This is a genomic window from Bradyrhizobium sp. 141 (genome assembly GCF_023074055.1).
Classification (GTDB): Bacteria; Pseudomonadota; Alphaproteobacteria; order Rhizobiales; family Xanthobacteraceae; genus Bradyrhizobium.
On record NZ_JADPKR010000105.1, the window covers coordinates 1 to 529 of the forward strand.

At 61.1% G+C, this 529-nt stretch carries 1 pseudogene; it reads right to left on the minus strand.

Annotation, left to right across the window (positions count from 1 at the left end):
• Positions 1–529: pseudogene (locus IVA81_RS33625) on the minus strand (protease); the annotation flags it as partial.

The window sequence follows — 529 nt, forward strand, 5'->3', positions numbered from 1 at the left end:
TATAGTTGCCGTTGCTGTCCGTGCTCCAGGCCGTGTAGTGGCCTGACACCGAGTCCTTCCAGGCCACATCATATCCGCTGGCGGTTTGCTCGGCTGCGATGGGCGCCCAGGTGCCGCACCCAATGGCGCTGACCGGCGAGCCGGAAATCTTCAGGATGGGCCCGCTGCCCGTGCTGATTGCGTCAAGGTAGAAGTTGTCTCCCGTCTGCACCAACTTGGTGGAGCCCTGCACCTCAATAGTTTTGGCGAGAACACCGATGCTGCCATCACCATTGAGGTCTTGATGGAAGGTGGTCTCGAGCGACTGAAACGACGCATTCGTACCCGTCACCTCGGGAACGATATTGCTGATATAGTTGCCGTTGCTGTCCGTGCTCCAGGCCGTGTAGTGGCCTGACACCGAGTCCTTCCAGGCCACATCATATCCGCTGGCGGTTTGCTCGGCTGCGATGGGCGCCCAGGTGCCGCACCCAATGGCGCTGACCGGCGAGCCGGAAATCTTCAGGATGGGCCCGCTGCCCGTGCTGAT